We start from the raw sequence: 15157 nt of genomic DNA on the forward strand, positions 1-15157 counted from the left end.
ACCTTTTATGTCTTCTTTTAGTCAAATAGCAGAGCGACTGATATTTAATAACCGCGTAGCGGTTATTATGCTGTTTATTATTGCCACCTTGCTGCTGGCATTTCAGGCCTCGCGTATGCAGTTAGACGCTGGTTTTGAAAAAAACATTCCGCTAAATCATGAATACATGCAAACCTACATGGAGCATCGCAAAGATTTTGGCGGTGCCAACAGCGTGCTGGTTGCGGTGTGTGATAAAGACAGCGATATTTTTAACCAGTACTTTTTTGATACCTTAAAAAATGTTCATGATGAACTGTTTTTTATTAATGGTGTTAACCGTTCGTTGGTGGTGTCGCTGTTTTCACCATCAACCCGTTTTACCGAGATTGTTGAAGGCGGATTTGCCGGCGGCCCGGTAATACCGGCAGACTTCGATTCCTCTAATCCGCGGGCCCTTAATACCGTTGCGGCCAATATTGAAAAAGCAAAAATCGTTGGTCGTCAGGTATCCAACAACTACCGCTGTGCTATGGTCACGGCGCAACTGCTGGAGCTCGATCCTGAAACCGGTAAACCGCTCGATACCCTGGCGCTGGCTGAAGATCTGGAGCAGAAGCTGCGCGGTAAGTTTGAAGATGATCAGGTCAGTATTCATATCATCGGTTTTGCGAAAATGATTGGTGATGTGGCGGATGGCGCAAAATTTGTTGTGCTGTTTTTTGCCATCGCAATCGTGATCACCACCCTGATGGTGTATTTCTTCTCACGCAACATCATGCTAACTATTTTACCCATCGTCTGCTCCGTAATTGCGGTGGTCTGGCAAATGGGTTTATTGACAACCCTGGGCTTCGGACTCGATCCAATGTCTATTCTGGTGCCATTTCTGGTGTTTGCCATTGGCGTGAGTCATGGCGTGCAAATGATCAACGCGGTGGAGAAAAATGTCGTCAAAGGCAACCATGCCAAGCAGGCGGCGATGACCGCGTTCCGGGCGCTCCTAATCCCCGGTGGTATAGCATTACTGTCTGATACCATTGGATTTTTGACGCTGTTAGTGATTGATATCGGTATTATTCGTGAGTTAGCCATTACCGCCAGTCTTGGTGTTGCGGTAATCATTCTGACGAACCTGATCCTGTTACCGGTACTAATGAGCTTTATCCGCTTTCCTGAGCATTATCTGGATAGATTTGCCGGTAAAGAGGCCCATTCCGTTGGTTTATGGAAACTGCTCGACAAGTGCACCCAAAAAACCACGGCAATTACCATTATTCTTATTACCGCAATACTGTTTGCCATTGGTTTTGTCCAGTCGAAGAAAATCCAAATCGGTGATATCCAGGCCGGGGCTGCAGTGTTGCATGCTGATTCCCGTTACAATCAGGATACTGCCCTTATCACCAACCGTTTTGAGGTCACCGTTGATTACATATCGGTACTGGTAGAGTCAACGCCGGAAGCCTGTACCCGTTACGACACCATGCGGGCGATAGATGATTTTCAGTGGAAAATGACCAATGTGGCCGGGGTTCAGTCAGCGGTGTCTCTGCCGTCGGTGGCAAAGGTCATTAACGCTGGGTACAACGAGGGTAATCCCAAATGGCAGATACTACCGCGTAATCAGCAAACCCTGGTGCAGGCGATTGCCCGGGTGCCGACGTCATCAGGCTTGCTCAATGGCAACTGTTCTGTGATGCCGGTGATACTGTTTATGGAAGATCACAAGGCGCAAACCATTAATCGGGTGGTGGATGCGGTGAAGTCATTCCGTGACGAGTATGAATCTGATGAGCTTAAATTCAGCCTGGCCTCGGGGCCGGTCGGCGTGATGGCCGCCACTAACGAAGCGGTGGAAGCGGCTCAGACACCCATGATGCTGTACGTCTTTGCGGCGGTGATTATTTTATGTTTACTGAGCTTCCGTTCGCTGCGCGCAACCATTTCGGTGGTATTACCGCTGTATGTTGTGTCGGTATTGGCTCAGGCGCTGATGACCTACCTAAATATCGGCCTGACGGTCTACACCTTACCGGTTATTGCGCTGGGCGTGGGGATTGGTGTTGATTACGGTATTTATATCCTGTCAACCATGAATGGCCTGATTAAACAAGGCGTGTCGGTTGAGAACGCGTATCTGGAGGCGCTTAAAGAGCGCGGCAGTGCAGTACTCTTTACCGGCGTCACGCTGGCAATTGGTGTCAGTACCTGGGTTTTCTCGTCGCTGAAGTTTCAGGTCGACATGGGGATCATGCTGACCTTCATGTTTGTGGTTAATATGCTTGGCGCTATCGTCGTGTTACCTGCATTAGCCAGAATATTGTGGTTTAATCGCGCTGAAAAATAATATTTTTTCGCATAAGTAACCAAAAAAGGAGCCATAATGGCTCCTTTTTATTTGCATAATCTGAATAGTTACCCAAAATGTAAATATATTGTAAGAGACGGGGTTTTATTTCTGTCTGATTTTAGAGAAAATATGCTTATACAATCTACACTTAACTAAAAATCACTAATTAGGTAGGGCACATGACAGTTAACTCTCAGCGCTATTCTGTTTTGCTGGAGAATGTTTTTTCACTCATCGATAAAAAAGTCGATGCAAAAAGCCGTAATCATATTCACACCTTTGGCAGACACTTTTTCAAGAATATCTCTCTGGACGATCTGGAGAACCGCAACGACAGTGATTTATATGGTGCCACACTGAGCTTGTGGAATACCTTTGCCAATTACGATGCAAAGCAGCCCTACGTACGTGTGTTTAACCCTGAAATTGAAAAGCACGGCTGGAAATCAAGCCACACTATTGTCGAATTGATTATCCGCGATATGCCGTTTCTCGTCGATTCAATACGGATGTCGCTGAATCGTCTGGGCATTACTGCCCATATGCTCATACACAGCCCGATGAATGTTGAGCGCGACAAGCACCACCGGTTAGTTAAGTTTGTCGACAACGCGGAGACCTCGCCGCTGCGCGAAACGGTCGTGTTTATTGAAGTCGACAGACAAACCAGTAAAGCCGACGTAGACAGGCTGACCAAAGAATTACATTCAACCCTGGACGAAGTGTCGCTGGCGGTTGGCGACTGGCAGCCCATGCTGGTTAAACTCAATGATATTACCGCGAGTGTGGAAAAAGCCGAACTGCCAATCGATAAAACCAGTAAAGATATCTCCTTGCGGTTTTTACACTGGCTCAACAATCATAATTTTACCCTCATGGGATACCGTTATTACACGGTCAATGCCATCGAAGGTGACCATCAATGGGTGCCAGACAACGACAGCTCCCTGGGTTTAATGAAAAACTCCATCAGTGACAAGCCCCGCTTGCTGTCGAATTTGCCCGCTACCGCCCGTGAAGAAGCGCTGAGTCAACGTTTGCTGATCCTCACCAAAACCAATTCCCGTTCACGGGTGCATCGTCCGGCGTACATGGATTATGTTGGGATTAAAGAGTTTAACAGCAAAGGGCAGGTCACAGGAGAGCATCGCTTCTTAGGCTTATACTCGGCCAGTTTTTATAACAGCAGCACCAAGGATATTCCGCTGCTTGCCGATAAAATTGAGCGTATTTGTACGTTATCAGAATTTGATCCTGACACTCACGCCTTCAAGGCCTTTAATAATATTGTTGAAACCTATCCGCGTGATGAGCTGTTACAAACGCCAGAAGAAGACATGGCCGAGATCATCCGGGGTATTTTTCAAATGCAGGAGCGGGGCATTACCCGCTTATTCGTGCGCAGGGATACCTTTGGCCGTTTCTATTCGTGCATGGTGTATGTGCCGCGTGAGCGCTACAACACGCAACTGCGTAAAGAAACCCAGGCACTCTTACAACACTCTCTGGGGGCCACGGGGGAGGTAGAATTTACCACCTTTTTCTCTGAGTCCGTCTATGCACGAACTCACTACATAGCCCGGGTAGAAGATAACGATGCGGAAATCGACGTGAAGGATATTGAACAAAATATTATTGAGTTAACCAAAACCTGGAATGACAGATTGTCGTCGGCGCTGTCTTCTGCCTATGGTGAAGCGAAAGCGAAAAAGCTAGAGCGCAATTACGTTAATGCCTTTGCGCCGTCTTATACTGAGTACAACTTACCCACTGCGGCGCTGGTTGATATAGAAAAACTCGAACAGCTCACGCCTGAAGCCAATCTGGGCATGTTGTTTTATCGTCCCCAGGAAGAGCAGTCAGACAGCCAGGTGGTAAAACTCAAGCTGTTTCATCTGCATGCGCCTATACACCTTTCGGATGTTATGCCGATCCTGGAAAACTTTGGTCTGCGGGTGATTGATGAAAGCCCATTTAAAATTCAATGTGCCGACGGCACGCTGAAATGGGTGATGGACTTCACCATGCTGCATAAGAGCGGCCACGATCTGGATATGGACAAGGCGCAGCAATTGTTCCAGGACGCCTTTGCCAAGGTCTGGTTTAACGAACTTGAAGATGACGGTTTTAACCGCTTGGTGCTAAGCGCCGAACTAACCGGTCGGGACGTGACGATTCTGCGTGCGTTTGCAAAATATATGCGCCAAACGGGAAGCAGCTTCAGCCGCGATTATATTGCCAATACACTGTCCAATTACCCGGATATTGCGCAACTGTTAGTGTTGTATTTCGGGCAAATTTTTAACCCTACTAAAAAGCCCAGCGCCAAGCGCCAACAAACGCTGCACGATAAAATTACCACGGCGTTGGATCAGGTCAGCAATCTGGATGACGACAGGATTATCCGTCGTTATCTCGACATGATTGATGCCACGCTGCGGACTAACTTTTATCAGCCCGCTGCCGATGGTTCACAAAAACCGTATGTCTCGTTTAAGCTGTTGCCAGAGAAGATCCCCGATATGCCTCTGCCACTGCCTAAATACGAGATATTTGTGTACAGCCCTAAAATTGAAGGGGTGCACCTGCGCGGTGGTCGCGTTGCACGTGGCGGTTTACGCTGGTCTGACCGGCAGGAGGATTTCCGCACCGAAATTCTTGGTCTGGTAAAAGCTCAGCAGGTAAAAAATACCGTGATTGTTCCTGTAGGGGCCAAAGGCGGGTTTGTGTGCAAGCAAATGCCCGAAGGCGCCAGCCGCCAGGAAATTTTTGAAGAGGGCAAAGCCTGCTACCGCACGTTCATTCGCAGCTTACTTGATATTACCGACAATATTGTTGACGGTGAAGTGGTCCACCCTGAGAACGTAGTGCGCCTCGATGACGACGACCCGTATTTAGTTGTTGCGGCAGACAAAGGCACAGCTACTTTCTCTGACATCGCCAACAGTATTTCTCAGGAATATAACTTTTGGCTGGGTGATGCCTTCGCATCGGGCGGCAGTATTGGCTATGACCATAAAAAGATGGGCATTACCGCTCGCGGTGCGTGGGAATCAGTTAAACGTCATTTCCGCGAAATTGGCATCGATTGTCAGACCACCGACTTTACCTGCGTAGGGATTGGCGATATGGCCGGAGATGTGTTTGGTAACGGCATGCTGTTGTCAGAACATACCCGCCTGGTTGTTGCTTTTAACCATATGCATATCTTTTTTGACCCGGATCCGGATGCCGCAAAAAGCTATCAGGAACGTAAGCGCTTGTTTGAAAACCCCAGTCTCACCTGGGATGATTACGACAAGTCGCTGATTTCCAAAGGTGGTGGTGTGTTCAGCCGGGCCGCCAAGTCGATTCCGTTAAGTGCCGAAATGAAAAGCTGGCTGGGTACCCGTCAGGCAAGTATGACGCCCAACGAGCTCATTCATAACTGCCTTAAAATGCCCGTCGATCTGATTTGGAACGGCGGTATTGGTACCTATGTTAAGAGCAAAAAAGAGAGCCATACCGACGTTGGCGACCGCGCCAATGACTCAGTGCGGGTCAACGGTGAACAACTCAAAGCCAAAATTATTGGTGAGGGCGGTAACCTGGGCGCCACACAGTTGGGCCGCATGGAATATGCAGCTAAAGGTGGCCGAATCAATACCGACTTTATCGACAATGTGGGCGGCGTTGATTGTTCTGACAACGAAGTCAACATCAAGATATTGCTGAATGCGCTGGTCAGTAATGGTGATTTAACCACCAAGCAGCGTAATAATTTGTTGTATGACATGACCGATGACGTGGCCAAAATAGTCTTGCAGGATTGCTATCGTCAGACCCAGGCAATCTCGATTACCGAGATGACCGGGGTATCGTCATTAAAAGAGCAGTTGCGCTTTATACATGGGCTGGAGCGCGACGGCGCATTAAATCGCGAGTTGGAGTTTATTCCTAACGACGAGGAAATCTCCGACCGTGCGGTGTCTAACCGCGGATTAACCCGCCCGGAGCTGAGCGTGGTAATTGCCTATGGCAAGATGGTACTCAAAGATCAGCTGAATATTCCTGAGCTGACCGACAACGCGTATCACGGACAATTGCTGATTAGCGCATTTCCGCCGGTACTGCGGGAGCGTTTTGCTGAGCAAATGCAACAACACCCGCTGCGCGCTGAAATAATCGCCACCAAGTTAACCAACAACATGGTTAACGATATGGGTGCCAACTTTGTATACCGCATGCAGGAAGAAACCGGCGCCGATGTGGTAGAAATCACTAATGCTTACAGCATCATCAAAAAAGTATTTAGTGTGGGAGAAATGTGGCTGCAAATCGAAGCACTGGATAACAAGGTTGATGCGTCAGTCCAGTTAGCCATGCTTGAATCCGCGCGGCGCTTAATGCGCAGAGGTACACGCTGGTTTATTCGCCATGGTGACAACTGTAACAATATTCAGGAGTGCATCGATAAGTACCGCCCTGTAGTTGATGAATTAACCACTAACCTGAACAAATATTTAGTTAAAAGTGAAATCGATCAACTCGAAAATGCCACCCGAAAATGGCTGGACAAGGGCGTACCCAAAGAGATCGCTGCGCGTGTTGCGGCCTTCAGTAATCTCTTTAGTGCGCTTGATCTGGCGCAGTTGGTAGAGCAGGGCGAACATAAGATTGATGTTGCTGGCCGGCTTTATTATCAGCTTGGTTCTACCCTTGAGTTACACTGGTTCCTTGAGCAAATCAATAATCAGCCTGTGGGTAACCATTGGCAGGCCCTTGCACGAGCTTCGTATCGTGAGGAGCTCGATTGGCAACAGCGTTCAATTGTGGCGACATTGCTGGCAGGCAATACCAAATCAAAAGACGCCGATGCCATATTGAACAATTGGATGCAAAAGAATGAAGGCTTGCTAAAACGTTGGTATCATATGATGAGTGAGTTCAAAACCAGCTCAAGCCACGATTTTGCGAAGTTTTCTGTTGCCCTGCGCGAATTGATGCTTTTAAGCATGAAGTCTAACCAGTAAACTACGCACCTATGGGTTGACACCACTTTGCATCCAGCCTTAAGCCGGGGTGCAAAATGGCAACATAATCATCACAGCCCCGACAGGCATTTGTGCCAGCCGGGGCTTTACTTTATGGCGTTAAAACACTTCATGTACGATCTGATCCAAAATATTCTGCTTAAATGTGAGCCTGAAAAGAGCCATGATTTTAGTATTAAATGGCTGCATCGCACTCAGCGCACACCGCTGGCGGCACTGTATCGCGAACGCACTCCCGACAAGCCGGTCACGGTAGCGGGTGTGACGTTTCGAAATCCGGTAGGCCTGGCCGCGGGGCTGGATAAAAATGGTGAATGTATTGATGCGTTTGCGGCCATGGGCTTTGGTTTTATTGAAGTGGGAACCGTGACCCCGCGACCGCAGGCGGGTAACCCTAAGCCGCGGCTATTCAGATTGCCGGAAAAAAACGCCATTATTAATCGGATGGGCTTCAACAATAAAGGAGTCGATTATCTGGTTGAGCAGGTAAAAGCCAGTCGTTATGACGGTGCGCTGGGCATCAATATTGGTAAGAATAAAGACACAGAAGAAGCCAACGCACTGGATGACTATCTGATTTGTTTGAACAAGGTGTATCAGTACGCCAGCTACGTAACCATTAATATTTCGTCGCCCAACACGCCAGGGTTGCGTAATTTGCAATATGGCGAAGCGCTGGAAGGCTTGTTAAGCGGCTTAAAAGAAGCGCAGACAGCCTTAACGGCCACACATAAAAAGTATGTGCCGCTGTTTATTAAAATTGCCCCGGATCTGAACAATGAAGAAGTCGACAGTATTGCCGCCTCATTGCTCAAATGTGAGATGGACGGCGTTATCGCCACTAACACGACCTTAGGGCGCGACGCCGTCGCGGGACTTGCACACGCAGAAGAGGCCGGCGGTTTAAGTGGTGAAGTATTAGTTGAGCAAAGTCAGCGCATAACGGCGCAACTAAGCAAGGCACTGGACGGTAAATTACCGATTATTGGCGTGGGTGGCATTCACGATGTTGCGTCTGCCAAAGCCCGTATGCAGGCCGGAGCGCAACTGGTGCAAGTTTATTCCTCGTTTATTTATCAAGGACCAGCGTTAGTAAAACAACTGGTCGAAGGGCTCTAATGTCAATATCAGAAAGTCAACGTGGCTTTTTAGTCACCACCAGTCGTGGTCTCGATGAACTGCTCAAGCAGGAACTTAGCCATCTGTGTCCGGGGTGCGATCTGGCCATAGTTCGCGGTGGCATCCGGGTGAGCAGCGATATCGAAGCCGCGTATAAGGTATGCTTGTGGTCCCGTTTGGCGAACCGGGTGATCTGGATCCTTAACGAAGGCGGGGCTGCCTCAGCAGAAGCACTCTACGATACCGCTCGCGACATCGACTGGTCGATGCATTTTGGTGTGAATAACACCTTTAGCGTGCAGTTTAACGGCAGTAGCCGGGCAATTAATAATACCCAGTTTGGTGCCTTAAAAATAAAAGATGCGATTGTTGACCATTTTTACGAAGAAGCCCAATCCCGACCCAATGTGGAACGTGACCAGCCGGATATTGTTATCAGTGGCCGTTTGCACCGCGATAACATCGTTATTGGCATAGAGTTGTCTGGCGGCAGCCTGCATCAGCGTGCGTATCGTCAGGATACCGGCATAGCACCGCTTAAAGAACATGTGGCTGCCGCAATGCTGATGCGCAGTGGCTGGGCCAGTCAAACACAGTTGCCGCTGGTCGACCCCATGTGTGGTTCCGGCACCCTGGTTATTGAAGCGGCTTTAATGGCAATGCAACGCGCGCCTGGTCTGGGCCGCAAACACTGGGGTTTTTCTGCCTGGCTGGGTCACCGCGAGTCGCTGTGGCAGGCCACGGTTGAGGCGGCAAAAGCGCAACAAATAACGCCGCAGGTGCAGTTATATGCCAGCGATCTTGATCGGCGTCTGATTGCCATAGCAAAACAAAATGCCAACGAAGCCGGGGTATTTGACGCCATTCATTTTAGCGTCAATGATGCTACCAAACTGACCCCTTCCGGGAAGATTTCGGAGCCTGGTTTTATGGTGTCTAACCCGCCTTACGGTGAGCGTCTGGGCGAGTTGACGTCATTGATCCCGCTGTTTGCCCAGTGGGGACAGCAGTTAAAAGAACACTGGCAGGGCTGGCAGGTGTCGTTGCTGTCGTCTAACCGTGAACTTTTGCGGTTACTCAAGCTACGCGGCAATAAAGAATATAACCTGATGAACGGCAAATTGGAGTGTAAGTTAGTTAATTACACCCTCGATGAGGCCAACTGTCAGCAGTTTAGTGACAGTCAGGACAATGATTTCGCTAACCGGGTAAAGAAAAATCTCAAAAAACTTAAACCCTGGATTAAGCAGCAGAATACTAATTGTTATCGCATTTACGATGCTGATTTACCTGAGTACAACGTGGCTGTTGACCGCTACGACGATTGTCTGGTCGTGCAAGAGTACGCACCACCAAAAACCATCGACGCCGACAAGGCTCGTCGTCGCTTGCAGGAAGTACTTTTGTATTTGCCGGCCGTGACCGGTGTGCCCTCAAAGCAAATCATGCTGAAGGTGCGTGAGCAACAAAAAGGTAAGCAGCAATACGAGAAAATTAATCAGTCCGGCAATCGCAAGGTCGTTCATGAAAACGGCGCTCAGCTGTACGTTAACCTCACCGATTATCTGGACACCGGGTTATTTTTAGATCATCGCACCACGCGCCAAAAAGTCATGGCCATGGCCAAACACAAAGACGTGCTGAATTTATTTGCCTATACCGGCAGTGTGTCGGTGTTCGCGGCCCTGGGCGGCGCCCGTTCCGTGACCACGGTAGATATGTCCAATACCTACATCAGCTGGGCTAAAGACAACTTTAAACTGAATAACCTTAAAGGTGCCCATCACTTTGTGCAGGCTGATTGTTTACAATGGTTGGCAGGGCACAGTGGTCAGTATGATCTGATGTTTATCGACCCGCCGTCATTTTCAAATTCAAAGCGCATGGATACTACCTGGGATGTTCAGCGCGATCACGTGATGCTGATAACCCAGGCTAAGCGTTGTCTTAAGCCTGGCGGTACCATCATATTTTCAAATAATCGCCGGGGTTTTAAGCTCGATAATGACGCCATGAGCAAACTGGGGTTAAGCGCCGAGAATATTTCAGCCCAGACGATTCCACAGGATTTCGCTCGTCATTCTAATATTCATCAGTGCTGGTTATTAACATCATCATGAGAATCGCTTTTTATACCGGCCCGCAGTGCAGTTTATGCCATGACGCTGAAGCGATAATCGCACAATCTGAGCAAGCGGATACACTGACCGTCACGCAATATAATATTCGCGAAGACAGCGAGCTATATCATCTGTACGCTGTGCGGATCCCTGTCCTGAAACGCGAGGACAATGGCCAGGAACTAGGCTGGCCGTTTAATCTTGAAGAGTTGGAGTTGTTCCTGAAGTGAGTGTGTTACAACTTAAAAATATCTCAGTACTGTTTGGCAAGCCGCCATTGCTGGACGGCATCGAGCTGGTTGTTCAGCCGGGCGAAAGAGTGTGTATCGTCGGTCGAAACGGCAGTGGTAAATCTACCTTAATGAAGGTCATAAGCGGTGATGTCATTGCCGATGAGGGCCAGCGTATTATTGACCGTGATACGGTGATTGCCCGACTGGAGCAGGACCCGCCACAAACCACCGATATCGCCTTATTTGATTATGTGGCTGAAGGCTTAGCCGAAGTGGGTGACATCCTTAAAGGCTACTTTAAGCAAATTCAGCTGGTTGCAGAAGATCCCAGCGAGAAAAACCTTAATACGCTGCAAACATTGCAAGAGCAGCTGGATATTCACAATGCCTGGCAGTTTGAGCAAAGGATTGAGCAAATTCTCACTATGCTGCAGCTCGACGGTAATGCCTCGTTGGCATCTTTATCTGGTGGCTGGCGTCGTAAAGCTGCGCTTGCCCGCTCACTGGTAAGATCGCCAGATATCTTACTGCTCGATGAGCCAACTAACCATTTGGATGTTCAGATGATACGCTGGCTGGAGCAGAGCCTGCAGCAGTATCAGGGCGCCATTGTGTTTGTCAGTCACGATCGGGCGTTTATACGCGCTATGGCAACCCGTATAGTGGATCTCGACCGTGGTCAGCTCACCAGCTACCCTGGCAACTATCAGGCCTACCTGGATAAAAAAGAACACGATCTGGAAGTGGAAGCGAGCCAGCAGGCCGAGTTTGACCGCAAACTTGCCCAGGAAGAAGTATGGATCCGCCAGGGTATTAAGGCGCGACGCACCCGTAATGAAGGGCGGGTCAGAGCCCTTAAAAAGTTACGTGAAGAACGCTCAGCCCGTCGCCAGTTAACCGGTAACGCAGCCATGGCGCAACATAAGGCTGCGCGTTCAGGCAAACTGGTGTTTGAAACCCAGCAGCTCAGTTATCATATCGAAGATAAAACCATTGTGGATGGCCTGGATCTCACCGTATTACGCGGCGACAAGATTGCACTGATTGGCCCCAACGGCTGTGGTAAGAGTACGCTGATCAAACTCTTGCTTGGTCAGTTAACGCCGGTATCGGGGAGCACCCGACAAGGGGCGAACCTGGAAGTAGCCTATTTTGACCAGCATCGTCTTGGACTGGATTTGGACAAGCCGGTAATTGATGTGGTGGCTGACGGCAAACGGGACTTAATGGTTAATGGCCACCCGCGCCATGTAATGAGCTATCTACAGGATTATTTATTTAGCCCGGAGCGCGTTAATGCGCCGGTTAAGTCGCTGTCAGGAGGAGAAAAAAACCGGCTGATGATTGCGCGGCTCATGCTCAAGCCCAGCAACGTACTGATTCTCGATGAGCCAACCAACGATTTAGACGTTGAAACCCTCGAAATGCTCGAAACATTGCTGATAAATTATACAGGCACGGTAATTTTAGTCAGTCACGATCGCGAATTTGTTGATAATGTTGTAAATTCCAGCCTGTTGTTCACAGCAAATGGTATCATCGAAGAGTTTGTTGGCGGTTACAGTGATATTGAAAGCTGGTATTCACAGCAGGGAAAATCTATTTTTATCAGTTCTGAAGTAAAAGCTGCAAAAAATGAAACTAAACCTGAAAAAGCCAGTCCGACAGCTAAGACTTCTATACGCAAAGCGAAGAAGTTATCATACAAAGACCAGCGGGAACTTGACCAGTTACCTGCGCTAATAGAAAAACTTGAACAACAGGTAGACGAACAGCAGGCGTTGGTAAACCATCCTGACTTTTTCAAGCAGGAAAGCGAGCAAACCGCGCCCGCACTGAGTGCTCTCGCAGAGAGTGAAGAACAATTATCTCAGGCCTATGCGCGCTGGGACGAACTAGAAAGTATGCTGGATGATTCACAGCAGTAAACAGGATTTTGAATGAAACTAAAACAGCTTGCATCTGCAGTAATCCTTGCAACCTCAAGTATCCCGGCAATGGCTGCAACCTACAATTTAGATCTGGTTCCGGTCCAGGACAAATCGTTTTTTAACTTTGCCCAGTCAATAGACAACACCGGTACCCTGGTCACGGTCAGCGAATCTGAATATAACCCACCGATTGATTTGAGCTTACTCAATTTCGATAGTGAGGCGTTCAGAGCCATTTTCGCAGATCCGGATGCTGCGGAGGTCGGTGATTTTACTAACAGAGATTATCAGGCAGTCTATTCGTTTATTGTGACTAATCGCGGCAGAAACGATCCGACTTTTCAAGCTATTGCTAATTATCGCAGCTATCAGGGCGACACCGTGGATGCAGAGCTAATCCCTGGCTTTGACGTGATTGATGATGCCACCAATGATTATACGCGCAGCGCATTCAGCATTGTTAATGATTCGTACAGCGGTCAGTATTTTGTGGGTTCCGGCAATACGCCTTTTTTCAAAGTCGATACGCTGGACAGTAACGATGAAGAAGTGACCTACGTACTTAACGATACCTACAGACAGGCTTTCGTTGCGGTAAATGGTGTAACAACGCCATTACCACCCACCTCCCCGGATATGATTAATGGCATTAGTGAAGCATTCAGCATAAACAGCTCGCTGCAAGTTGCAGGTTGGGGCAGTAGTGCCTACATCGAGTCAGTGAATAACAACATCGAACTTTGTTTTGACGATGAAGAACGTGGTGATGTGCCCATTGAACTATGTACCTATTCATTAGGACTTTCACTTAATGAAGGGAGCTACCGCCGGGCAATGATATGGCAGTTGGATGCGCAGGGTAACCTGCTGTCGACAACTGAATATGGTTTGCTGTTTGAGCCAGAAGAAGACAATAACTTTGTGAGCTTTACCAGTCGGGCAAATGCGATTAATGACAATGGCATTGCTGTTGGAGCAAGCCACAATGGTGAGTCTGTAGTATATACTCTACCCGCCCAACAGCCGACCCCCCGTCGCGACTTGCAATCTGTCGCTACAACCTTTATTGACGGTGAAACCGCCGAATTATTGCCAGAAAACTCAGACAACCTGATGAGTGAAGCAATTGATATTAACAACGATAACTGGGTAGTAGGTACAGTACTGCAAGAAAACAATAACATAGCTCGTAATCAGTTATTTCTTTATAACATCGACAGCGGTGAAGAGATTTATCCGCAGGGATTTTTCCAAACTGCCGGGGTAAAGCCCAGAGCCATCAATAACAACGGGATTGTGGTCGGCGAAGGTGAGTTTGAATCGCAGGTGCAGGTTGACCGTGAACTCCGTGCATTTATGTACGACCTCAATGTGGGTGAGTTTATTAATTTAAATACACTGCTTACCTGTGAGCAGCGCCAGAAATATACGCTGGTGACAGCGATGGATATTAATGACAATAACGAAATCATCGCCAACGCACGTGTTATTGATGATCAGCGCTACATCACCGGCGAAAAAGTACTGAATAGTGCGGGTGAAACCAATCAGATCGATCGTGTCGTTGCTGTAAAGCTAACACCAAATAGTGCGGGTTCCGTAGAACAATGCGAGCAGGCTGAAGAGCCGAAGTATGAACGAAGCGGTGCATCAGCTTCGTGGTATGGTCTGGCCGTATTGAGTGTGTTTGCGTTAATGCGTCGTCGCCTGAGAAGATAATCAGTGTTTAATAATGTACACCGTTGATAAAAAAAGCCCGGATTTCCGGGCTTTTTTGTAAGCTGACATTTGGATAAGGTTTATCAAAACACCGGGGAATGGGCATTGGCGAAGTACAGCACATTTAACCTGCCGTCAGGTCGCTGCTCACGGATACACAATAGCGTCAACGAAGAGGTTGGGGTTTACTTTTTAATGCTGATACCAACTTGCTGTAGTTTTTAGATCTTTTTATTTTAGTGATTGAAACAATTATGCAAAAAAAGTGTAACGTTAAATAACACTTTATTTCAATTAATTGCAGAATATCAAGCGTTATAATTAGTAAAAGGGGTTGAACCGAGCTTAGCATTGCACTATTAAATTAGTAGTGTTCAGAAAAAGCCACACTACCACTAAAATGTATCGAGTCGTTGGCTGCTACTGGACACTGTTAAACCCAACCAAAGAGGCTAATCAATGAAAAGACAAAAAAGAGATAAACTGACTCGTGCCCACGCTAAAGGTTATCAGGCTGGAATTAGCGGTCGCTCTAAAGATATATGTCCATTTCAAACGATTGAAACACGTTCACAGTGGTTAGGCGGGTACAGGGAGGCCATGGAGGACCGCCAAACAGGAATGGTGGTTCGATAACATCTCTTTAGTCAAAGCCCCTTAAAGGGGCTTT

8 protein-coding genes are annotated in these 15157 nt (G+C 48.0%); all 8 read left to right on the top strand.

Translation table 11 applies throughout. The features are described 5' to 3' along the window. Positions 1-7 precede the first annotated feature (7 nt). The 8 genes from OIK42_RS09755 (at position 8) to rmf (ending at position 15123) form a co-directional block, all read left to right on the top strand. Positions 8-2329, top strand: coding sequence for an efflux RND transporter permease subunit (locus tag OIK42_RS09755; protein WP_273640104.1), 2322 nt, complete (start codon positions 8-10; stop codon positions 2327-2329). A gap of 182 nt (positions 2330-2511) precedes the next feature. Beyond that, positions 2512-7344: an NAD-glutamate dehydrogenase gene (locus OIK42_RS09760; protein ID WP_273640106.1), complete on the top strand. Its 4833-nt coding sequence runs from the start codon at positions 2512-2514 to the stop codon at positions 7342-7344. Positions 7345-7476: 132 nt separating this feature from the next. Further along, entirely contained in the window at positions 7477-8484 is a 1008-nt protein-coding gene (gene pyrD, locus OIK42_RS09765; protein WP_273641481.1) for a quinone-dependent dihydroorotate dehydrogenase, read from the top strand. Then, positions 8484-10604, top strand: coding sequence for a bifunctional 23S rRNA (guanine(2069)-N(7))-methyltransferase RlmK/23S rRNA (guanine(2445)-N(2))-methyltransferase RlmL (rlmKL, locus tag OIK42_RS09770; protein WP_273640107.1), 2121 nt, complete (start codon positions 8484-8486; stop codon positions 10602-10604). The genes pyrD and rlmKL overlap by 1 nt, the downstream gene beginning before the upstream one ends. After that, positions 10601-10834, top strand: a complete 234-nt coding sequence (locus tag OIK42_RS09775; protein WP_273640110.1) for a glutaredoxin family protein — start codon at positions 10601-10603, stop codon at positions 10832-10834. The genes rlmKL and OIK42_RS09775 overlap by 4 nt, the downstream gene beginning before the upstream one ends. Continuing rightward, the gene (uup, locus tag OIK42_RS09780; protein WP_273640111.1) at positions 10831-12765 is read left to right on the top strand and encodes an ATP-binding cassette ATPase Uup; all 1935 of its coding nucleotides are present in this window, start codon (positions 10831-10833) and stop codon (positions 12763-12765) included. Before OIK42_RS09775 ends, uup begins: the two co-directional genes overlap by 4 nt. Before the next feature lie 12 nt (positions 12766-12777). Continuing rightward, on the top strand, positions 12778-14487 hold the full coding sequence (locus OIK42_RS09785; protein WP_273640112.1) for a DUF3466 family protein: 1710 nt from the start codon (positions 12778-12780) through the stop codon (positions 14485-14487). Positions 14488-14946: 459 nt separating this feature from the next. Then, positions 14947-15123, top strand: a complete 177-nt coding sequence (rmf, locus tag OIK42_RS09790) for a ribosome modulation factor (protein WP_273640113.1) — start codon at positions 14947-14949, stop codon at positions 15121-15123. Positions 15124-15157 lie beyond the last annotated feature (34 nt).

Origin of the sequence: Alteromonas gilva, assembly GCF_028595265.1 — a bacterium.
Taxonomy (GTDB): Bacteria; Pseudomonadota; Gammaproteobacteria; order Enterobacterales; family Alteromonadaceae; genus Alteromonas; species Alteromonas gilva.

Coding starts and splice junctions, on each gene's coding strand:
- OIK42_RS09755 (WP_273640104.1), top strand. CDS start 8: ATGTCTTCTTTTAGTCAAATAGCAGAGCGACTGATATTTAATAACCGC.
- OIK42_RS09760 (WP_273640106.1), top strand. CDS start 2,512: ATGACAGTTAACTCTCAGCGCTATTCTGTTTTGCTGGAGAATGTTTTT.
- pyrD (WP_273641481.1), top strand. CDS start 7,477: ATGTACGATCTGATCCAAAATATTCTGCTTAAATGTGAGCCTGAAAAG.
- rlmKL (WP_273640107.1), top strand. CDS start 8,484: ATGTCAATATCAGAAAGTCAACGTGGCTTTTTAGTCACCACCAGTCGT.
- OIK42_RS09775 (WP_273640110.1), top strand. CDS start 10,601: ATGAGAATCGCTTTTTATACCGGCCCGCAGTGCAGTTTATGCCATGAC.
- OIK42_RS09785 (WP_273640112.1), top strand. CDS start 12,778: ATGAAACTAAAACAGCTTGCATCTGCAGTAATCCTTGCAACCTCAAGT.
- rmf (WP_273640113.1), top strand. CDS start 14,947: ATGAAAAGACAAAAAAGAGATAAACTGACTCGTGCCCACGCTAAAGGT.